We start from the raw sequence: 6,119 nt of genomic DNA on the forward strand, positions 1-6,119 counted from the left end.
ACAGCCTGGTGACGAGGCACGGAATGGCCACGGCGCGATCAGGGGCGATGTGGCGAGCTTAGCCGAACCCCGCAGCAAGTCCCATGACTCACTTCGCGCCCCCTACTCCGCCGGGTGCCCCCGATGCGGGCGGAAGGCGAGGGCCAGCAGGGCGGCGCCAAGGGCCAGGGCGGTCAGGCCGGTCAGCAGGCCGTGGGCATAGGTCAGCCCGCCCAGCAGCGGCACGCCGATCAGCGACAGGCTCCAGCTTGTCGCCGCGCGCAAACGCAGCGGAACGCGGGGCAGCGCCGCGGCGGCGATCAGCCACAGCGGCGTCAGGATCAGCGCGATGCTCACGCCGCTTGCCCTTGCAGGGCCTCGGGCAGGCCATAGGCCCAGGTCGAGATGGTGCCGGCCCCGAGGCAAACCACCATGTCGCCGGGGCGGGCCTGTTCGCGCACCAGCCGGGCCAGGTCGGCTTCATCCGTCACCGCGCGGGCGTGGCGGTGGCCGTGGGCGATCAGCCCGGCGACCAGATCATCGCGCGAGGCGCCGGGGATCGGGTCTTCGCCCGCCGCATAAACCTCGGCGATGCCGACTACGTCTGCCTCATTGAAACAGGTGCAGAAGTCGTTGAAAAGATGCGACAACCGGCTGTAGCGATGGGGCTGATGCACGGCGATGACACGGCCTTGCGTGGCCTGGCGGGCGGCACGCAGCACCGCCGCGATCTCGACCGGGTGGTGGCCGTAATCGTCGATGATGGTGACGCCGTTCACCTCGGCCACCTTGGTGAAGCGGCGACCGACGCCGCCGAAACCGGCAAGCGCGCTGCGGATCTCGTCTTTCTTCATGCCCAGATGGCGGGCGACGGCGACGGCGGCTAGCGCGTTCGACACGTTGTGATCGCCCGGCATCGGCAGGGTGCAACCCTCGATCAGCGCGTCCTCGCCCTCGGCTTGCAGGGCGATGTCGAAATGCGCGCTGCCGTTTTCATAGCGCAGGTTCAGGGCGCGCACATCGGCCTGGGCGTTGAAGCCGAAGGTCACGACGCGGCGGTCGGTGATGCGGCCAACCAGGGCCTGAACCTCGGGGTGGTCGGTGCAGCAGACGGCGAGGCCGTAGAAGGGGATGTTGCCGACGAAATGGTCAAAGCCCGCGCGCAGGGCGTCGAAGCTGCCCCAATGTTCCATATGCTCGGGGTCGATATTGGTGACGATGGCGATGGTGGCGGGCAGGCGGTTGAAGCTGCCGTCGCTTTCGTCAGCCTCGACCACCATCCATTCCCCGGCACCGGCGCGGGCGTTCGATCCATAGGCGTGGATGACGCCGCCGTTGATGACGGTGGGGTCGAAATGGCCCGCGTCCAGAAGGGTGGCGACCATGGTTGTGGTCGTCGTCTTGCCATGCGTTCCGGCGATGGCGATGTTGGATTTCAGCCGCATCAGCTCGGCCAGCATTTCGGCGCGGCGCACGACGGGAAGGCCGCGGCGGCGCGCTTCCTCCAGCTCGGGGTTGCCCTTCTTGATGGCGGTCGAGATGACGACGACGCCCGCATTGCCGATGTTTTCGGCGCGCTGCCCCTCGAACACCTGGGCGCCGAGGGATTCCAGCCGGTCGGTGATCTTGCTGCGCTTCGCATCCGATCCCTGCACGGCATAGCCCAACGTCATCAGCACCTCGGCGATGCCCGACATGCCGATGCCGCCAATGCCGATAAAGTGGATCGGACCCAGTTCGCCGGGCAGTTTGGTTGCAGCATTCATCGGGGGTCTTTCTTCGACAGGTCTTCGACCAGGGCCACCAGCCGGTCGGTTGCGTCAGGGCGTCCCGCGGCGCAGGCGGCGGCGGCCATGGCGGTGGCACGGCGCGGGTCGGTCAGGATGGCGGCGATGTGGCCCGACAGGGCGGCGGCGTCAAGCCCCTGTTCGGGCAGCGACAGCGCCGCGCCCGCCTGCGCCAGGCCGCGCGCATTGGCGGTCTGGTGATCGCCGGTGGCGGCGGCATAGGGGATCAGGATCGCGGGGCGGCCGATCACCGAAATGTCGGCGATCGAGCTGGCCCCCGCGCGTGAGATGACCAGTTGGCAATCGGCCAGCCGGGCGGGGACGTCAGTAAAGAACGGCTGCACCTCGGCCGGGATCCCGGCGGCGGCATAGGCGCGCACCACGCGGTCGCCATCCTCGGCACGGGCCTGATGGGCGACGCGCAGGTTCATGCGCAGCGGCTCGGGCAGCAGGGCGATCGCGGCGGGCACTACATCCGACAGCACCCGCGCGCCCTGCGATCCGCCGATCACCAGCAGCGACATCGGGTAATCGCCGGGCGCGATATAGGGGCTGGTGGCGCGCGACAGGACCGCGGCGCGCACCGGATTGCCGGTGTGCTGGCCCTCGACGCCTTGCGGCAGGTCGGTGGGCCAGGTGCCGCAGGCAAAGCGGTCGACGCGGCGGGCGAACAGCCGGTTCACCCGGCCCACCACGCCGTTCTGTTCGTGGATCAGGCGCGGGATGCCCAGCATCACCGCCGCCGACAGCGCCGGAACCGATGGGTAGCCGCCAAAGCCCGCCACCACCGCCGGAGGGTCGCGCCGCATCATCGCCAGTGCCTGCGTCACGCCGCCCGCGATGCGCAGCGGCGCGGCCAGTTTCGCGGCGATCCCGCCCCGCCCCGGTGAGGCGGACGAGACCTGGGTGATCTGCACATCCGCCGGAAAGCCCCCGGCATAGCGCGCGCCGCGCGCATCGGTGGACAGGATCACCCGCCAGCCGCGTGCCAGCATCGCCTCGGCCAGGGCCTGCGCGGGGAACATGTGCCCGCCGGTCCCACCGGCCGCGATGATCAGCAAGGGCGCGGTCATGCGCGCGGGCCTTCGCTGCGCGCGTCAGACCGGCCCAGGATGTCGCCGATCCGGCCCTGCGGGCGCGAGCGGGTCAGCGCCAGCAGCATCCCCGCCGCGATTCCCGAGGCGATCACCGACGACCCGCCATAGCTGACGAAGGGCAGCGTCATCCCCTTGGCGGGCAGCAGCCGCACCGCCACGCCCATGTTGATCAGCGCCTGCACGCCAAAGGCGCAGGCCAGCCCGACGCCGGCGATGCGCGAAAACGGGTCGCGTTCGCGGGTCAGCCGGGTCAGCGACCGCAGCACCACGGTGGCGTAAAGGCCGATGATGACCAGCACCAGGATCAGGCCGTATTCCTCGGCAGCGACAGCGATGATGAAGTCGGTATGGGCATCGGGCAGCGACCATTTCACTGTCCCCTCGCCCACGCCGACGCCAAAGAAGCCGCCCTCTTGAATGGCGTTGGTGGCATAGCCGAGCTGCGTGCGCGGGTCGATGGTGGGTGACAGAAAGCCGTCGATACGCCGCGCAAAGTGGTCCGAGCTTTCATAGGCAAAGAAGCCGCCCGCCACGGTGATGCCCGCGATCACAACCAGCAGGGTGATCGGCGCGCCGGCGACGAAATACATCACCCCCCAGGCGAACAGCACCAGCGAGGCCTGGCCGAAGTCGGGTTGCAGCGCCAGTGCCAGCACCACGATCACCGCAAAGCCAAAGGAATACAGCCGCCCCGGCGGGCCGTCGATCTCATGCGCGGCGGCCATCATCCAGGCGCAAAAGGCGATGAAGGCGGGCTTGAGAAACTCGGACGGCTGGACCGAGGCAAAGCCGAAGGAAATCCAGCGCGTCGCCCCCTTGCCGAAATCGGTGCCGATCACCGGCAGCGCCAGCACCGCGGCAAAGGCAAAGGCGAACATCACCACGCCCAGCCTTCGTACCTGCGCCGGGCTGCGCATCGAGATCAGGACCATGACGACCAAGGCCAGACCGCCGAAGAACGCCTGTCGGGTGACATAGTAGAACGGCGGCAGCCCGTTGCGTTCGGCCAGCGGCACCGAGGCCGCCAGCCCCAGCAGCAGCCCGATGGCGAACAGCCCCAGGATCGCCGCCAGCGACCAGCGGTCGACACTGCGCCACCACCGTGGAAGAATCGGGTCGCCGGAGGCCCGCACGCGCACGGAGCCATAAGCCATCTCGGTCATCTGGGTCTGCCTGACTGCCTGTCCGCCCGTTTGCCGGGTCTGATCGGGGCGATGATAGCCGTAAAGCCGGGGGAGCGCCAAGCCTTTTATGGCACAGCTTCACTGAATCGGGCGGAGTGGAACAATCAAGGGTTGTGGGCGCGAAGGGCCTTGAACCGGGCCTGTGCCTCGGGCGGCCAGACCTCGCGCGGGTTGTAATAGCCGGGGACGGCGGGACGATCATCGCCCAGCACCACCCAGGGCAGGCGGCTGGCGGTATGGACATGGATCGCGGGCGGGCAGGCGGCGGGGTTGTCCAGCGTGCCGACCCGGACAAAGACGATGGCATCGCCCGCCGCGCCGTAATGGCTGGCGATGGCGGTGCCGCAATCCGCGCAGCGCAGCACCCGCTGGCCCTTGCCCGAGGCGCTGTCCAGCGTCACCATCTGCGGGGTGCCACTGATCGCCAGACAGGCGGTTTCGATCATCGCATTGACGGCGAAGGCGCTGCCCGTCTCACGCTGGCACCAGGTGCAATGGCAGCATTGCACGAACATCGGCACCTGCGTCAGCCGATAGCTCAGCGCCCCGCAGGTGCAGCGCCCGGTCAGATTGCCTGTCTCCATCATGCCCCCCGCTTTGCGCCATCATGGGGCGCGGCGCGGGCGCGATCAAGCCGCGCTGTCGCGCGCCCGCAAGGACGAGATCAGCGCCAGTGCGATGAAGCCCGCACCCAGAAGGCCGGTGATGACCTCGGGGATGTGCCACAGCGTCTGGCAAAACATGATGATCGCCAGCACCAGCACCGACCAGAAGGCGCCGTTCTCCAGATAACGCAGTTCCGACAGGGTGCGGCGTTCGACCAGCATCACCGTCATGGCGCGCACATACATCGCACCGATGCCCAATCCGATGGCGATCAGGAACAGGTTCTGGGTCAGCGCGAAGGCCCCGATCACGCCGTCAAAGCTGAAGCTGGCGTCCAGCACTTCAAGGTAAAGGAACGCGCCCAGACCGCCGCGCGCGGCCATGCTGGCGGCCTCATTCGCGCGGTCAAGAATGTGGCCCAGGGCCTCGACCGCCAGAAAGGTCAACAGGCCCGCGCAACCCGCGAACAGAAAGCGCCCGGTGTCGGCGGCGGGCAATGCCATGGCAAAGCCCAGCATGACGGCCAGGACCAGCGCGACCTCAAGCCCGCGGACCGATCCGATGTGGCGCAGCGCGCGTTCAACGCTGGCGATCCAGTCAACATCCTTGGACTGGTCGATGAAATAGTTCAGCCCCACCATCATCAGGAACGCGCCGCCGAAAGCCGCGATGGTCAGATGCGCGTCGCCGATGATGCGGGCATATTCGGCGGGCTGGGTGGCGGCCAGGCGGATCGCCTCGATCGGGCCGATGCGGGCGGCGATCACCACGATGATCAGCGGAAACAGCAGCCGCATCCCGAACACGGCGATCAGGATGCCCCAGGTCAGGAACCGGCGCTGCCACAGCGGCGTCATGGTTTTCAGCTTGTTGGCGTTGACGATCGCATTGTCGAAGGACAGCGAGATTTCCAGAACCGCCAGCACGGTGCCGATCATCAGGAATGACAGCGCCCCGCCCAGCGTGCCGGTGGTTGCCTGACCCAGCCAGAAGGCAAGCACAAGGCCTGCGGCGGTGACGATGAACGGCCAACGGAAATAGGCAAGCATCGGGTGGGTTCCTGATCTGGGTCGGCCAAGGGCCGCGTCTTGCCCGCAGATAGGCGGTTCGGCACCGCCGGGCAAGGGTCGGCTGCGCCCTGCACGGCACCGCGGTCGCGCGGCTACGGGGAAAGATCGCGGCGCGGTCGCGCAAGGTGGCAAAACTACAGCAGGTTTTTGTCGTTTTACGTCGGGGCGCAGCGGGATTTGCCGCGACGGCATGTTGGATTGTCGGCGCGCTTGCGCTAGGGTCAGGACTCGTTCTCGTTTCATAGCCAGAACATGACGGTTGCGGCGAGTGCGACGGCGGAGAGGAAGACCTTCGGGCATCGGTCGTAGCGTGTTGCGACCCGTCGCCAGTCTTTCAGGCGCCCGAACATGATCTCGATCCTGTTGCGTCGTTTGTAACGGCGCTTGTCGTGTTTG

At 67.9% G+C, this 6,119-nt stretch carries 7 protein-coding genes; all 7 read right to left on the bottom strand.

Going from position 1 to position 6,119, the window contains the following annotated elements; translation table 11 throughout:
- Window positions 1-102 precede the first annotated feature (102 nt).
- The gene (locus tag ACEYYA_RS13475; RefSeq protein WP_374801431.1) at window positions 103-336 is read right to left on the bottom strand and encodes a DUF2484 family protein; all 234 of its coding nucleotides are present in this window, start codon (window positions 334-336) and stop codon (window positions 103-105) included.
- Entirely contained in the window at window positions 333-1,745 is a 1,413-nt protein-coding gene (murC, locus tag ACEYYA_RS13480) for a UDP-N-acetylmuramate--L-alanine ligase (protein ID WP_374801432.1), read from the bottom strand. Before murC ends, ACEYYA_RS13475 begins: the two co-directional genes overlap by 4 nt.
- Window positions 1,742-2,839 carry a UDP-N-acetylglucosamine--N-acetylmuramyl-(pentapeptide) pyrophosphoryl-undecaprenol N-acetylglucosamine transferase gene (locus ACEYYA_RS13485; protein ID WP_374801433.1) on the bottom strand — a complete coding sequence of 366 codons (1,098 nt, stop codon included), beginning with the start codon at window positions 2,837-2,839 and terminating at the stop codon, window positions 1,742-1,744. The genes murC and ACEYYA_RS13485 overlap by 4 nt, the downstream gene beginning before the upstream one ends.
- Window positions 2,836-4,026, bottom strand: a complete 1,191-nt coding sequence (gene ftsW, locus ACEYYA_RS13490; RefSeq protein WP_374801434.1) for a putative lipid II flippase FtsW — start codon at window positions 4,024-4,026, stop codon at window positions 2,836-2,838. Before ftsW ends, ACEYYA_RS13485 begins: the two co-directional genes overlap by 4 nt.
- 125 nt (window positions 4,027-4,151) lie before the next feature.
- Window positions 4,152-4,634, bottom strand: coding sequence for a GFA family protein (locus ACEYYA_RS13495; protein WP_374801435.1), 483 nt, complete (start codon window positions 4,632-4,634; stop codon window positions 4,152-4,154).
- A 42-nt stretch (window positions 4,635-4,676) separates the two neighbouring features.
- Complete coding sequence (locus ACEYYA_RS13500; protein WP_374801436.1) at window positions 4,677-5,702, bottom strand: DUF475 domain-containing protein; 1,026 nt, start codon at window positions 5,700-5,702, stop codon at window positions 4,677-4,679.
- A gap of 260 nt (window positions 5,703-5,962) precedes the next feature.
- Window positions 5,963-6,119, bottom strand: a 157-nt coding sequence (locus ACEYYA_RS13505; protein ID WP_374801440.1) for a transposase, incomplete at its 5' end; no start/stop codon positions are given.

Origin of the sequence: Paracoccus zhouxuedongae, assembly GCF_041927815.1 — a bacterium.
GTDB lineage: Bacteria > Pseudomonadota > Alphaproteobacteria > Rhodobacterales > Rhodobacteraceae > Paracoccus.

Bases quoted from the DNA above. Each gene is read 5' to 3' on its own strand.
- murC (WP_374801432.1), bottom strand. From the start codon at position 1,745: ATGAATGCTGCAACCAAACTGCCCGGCGAACTGGGTCCGATCCACTTT.
- ACEYYA_RS13485 (WP_374801433.1), bottom strand. From the start codon at position 2,839: ATGACCGCGCCCTTGCTGATCATCGCGGCCGGTGGGACCGGCGGGCAC.
- ftsW (WP_374801434.1), bottom strand. From the start codon at position 4,026: ATGACCGAGATGGCTTATGGCTCCGTGCGCGTGCGGGCCTCCGGCGAC.
- ACEYYA_RS13495 (WP_374801435.1), bottom strand. From the start codon at position 4,634: ATGATGGAGACAGGCAATCTGACCGGGCGCTGCACCTGCGGGGCGCTG.
- ACEYYA_RS13500 (WP_374801436.1), bottom strand. From the start codon at position 5,702: ATGCTTGCCTATTTCCGTTGGCCGTTCATCGTCACCGCCGCAGGCCTT.